The organism is Streptomyces sp. NPDC020845 (genome assembly GCF_044334165.1).
Lineage (GTDB): Bacteria > Actinomycetota > Actinomycetes > Streptomycetales > Streptomycetaceae > Streptomyces.
This window is the reverse complement of record NZ_JBIRSJ010000081.1, coordinates 1-1815: the sequence shown is the minus strand read 5'-3', so window position 1 is coordinate 1815 and position 1815 is coordinate 1. Positions and strand designations below refer to the sequence as shown.

1 protein-coding gene is annotated in these 1815 nt (G+C 65.3%); it reads left to right on the top strand.

The window, feature by feature from the left end:
* Positions 1-31 precede the first annotated feature (31 nt).
* A partial coding sequence (locus tag ACH4U7_RS53155; protein WP_398534939.1) for a condensation domain-containing protein occupies positions 32-1815 on the top strand: 1784 nt, incomplete at its 3' end.

The window sequence follows — 1815 nt, the reverse complement described above, 5'->3', positions numbered from 1 at the left end:
CCGCACCCTCCGGGACCGACTCCCCGACTACATGGTCCCCACCACACTCATCACCCTCGACCACCTCCCCCTCACACCCAACGGAAAACTCAACCGCAAAGCCCTCCCCACCCCCGACTACACCACGATCACCACCCAACGCCCACCCCGCACACCACGCGAGGAAATCCTCACCCAACTCTTCGCAGAAACCCTCGGAATCACCCAAGTTGGAATCGACGACAACTTCTTTGCGCTGGGCGGGCATTCGCTTCTCGCGACTCGGCTGATCAGTCGCATTCGCAGTGCCCTGGGTGTGGAATTGAGCATCCGTGCTCTCTTCGAGTCGCCGACCGTGGCCGGCCTGGACGCGCATCTGGATGAGGGCGCGGATCGGGTGCGGCTGCCGTTGGCCGCAAGGGTGCGGCCCGAGGTGGTGCCGGTGTCGTTCGCGCAGCGCCGGCTGTGGTTCCTGGGGCAGATGGAAGGGCCGTCTGGCACCTACAACACTCCGTTGTCGCTTCGACTGCGGGGGCAGCTTGACGTCGATGCGCTGCGCCTGGCTCTGGGAGATGTGGTCGGGCGGCACGAGAGTCTGCGGACGATCTTTCCGGAGGCCGACGGCCAGCCCTGTCAGCACATTGTTGAAGCCGGTGCGGCCGTGCCGTCGCTCGTGGTGATTGAGGCCGCTGAGGAGGAGCTGGCCGAGGCGCTGGTCAGGGAGGTCGGTGCTGGGTTTGACCTTTCAAACGAGCTACCGGTGCGCGTGCGGCTGTTTGTGTTGGGGCCGGATGAGTTCGTGCTGCTGGCCGTGGTGCATCACATCGCCGCGGATGGTTGGTCGCTGGCGCCTTTCGCCCGGGACCTGACCACCGCCTACCAGGCCCGTACCAACGGCGAGGCACCCGGATGGCAAGCGCTGCCGGTGCAGTACGCGGACTACACCTTGTGGCAGCGTGAGGTGCTGGGGAGCGAAGACGACCCGGACAGTGTGATATCGCAGCAGCTGGCCTACTGGACGGCTGCCTTGGCGGGTGTGCCGGAGCAGCTGGAGCTGCCGGTGGACCGGCCGCGGCCGGCGGTGGCGTCGCATGAGGGTGGCAGTGTGGGGGTGCGGGTGCCGGCCGAGGTGCACACCCGGCTGGTGGAACTGGCCCATGGCACCGGCACGAGTGTGTTCATGACCGTCCAGGCCGCCCTGGCCGTCCTGCTCACCCGGATGGGCGCGGGCACTGATATCCCCATCGGCACCCCAATCGCCGGGCGTACCGACGACGCCCTGGACGACCTCATCGGCTTCTTCGTCAACACGCTGGTGCTGCGTACGGATGTGAGTGGGGATCCCACGTTCCGTGAGTTGGTGGGGCGGGTCCGGGAGACGGACCTGGCTGCGTTCGCGCATCAGGATGTGCCGTTCGAGCGGTTGGTGGAGGTGTTGAATCCACAGCGGTCGATGGCGCGGCATCCCCTGTTCCAGGTGATGCTCTCCTTCCAGAACAACGCCCAGCCAGATCTCGACTTGTCTGGTCTGGACGTCACCCATGAGCCTTTGGGCGGTATCGCCGCCAAATTCGATCTCACGGTCAACCTCGGCGAACTACGCACGGCGAATGGCGCTCCCAACGGGCTGACCGGGCAGCTCGAATACCGTACCGATATCTTCGACCCTGCCACGGTCGAGGAGCTTGCCAATCGGCTGATCCGCGTCCTGAAAACGGTCACCAGTAATCCCGACATTCCTGTGGGTCGGGTTGATGTGTTGGGTGAGGTTGAGCGGCGGCGGGTGTTGGTTGATTGGAATGATACGGGGTGGCCGGTTTCGGGTGTGGTGGTGTC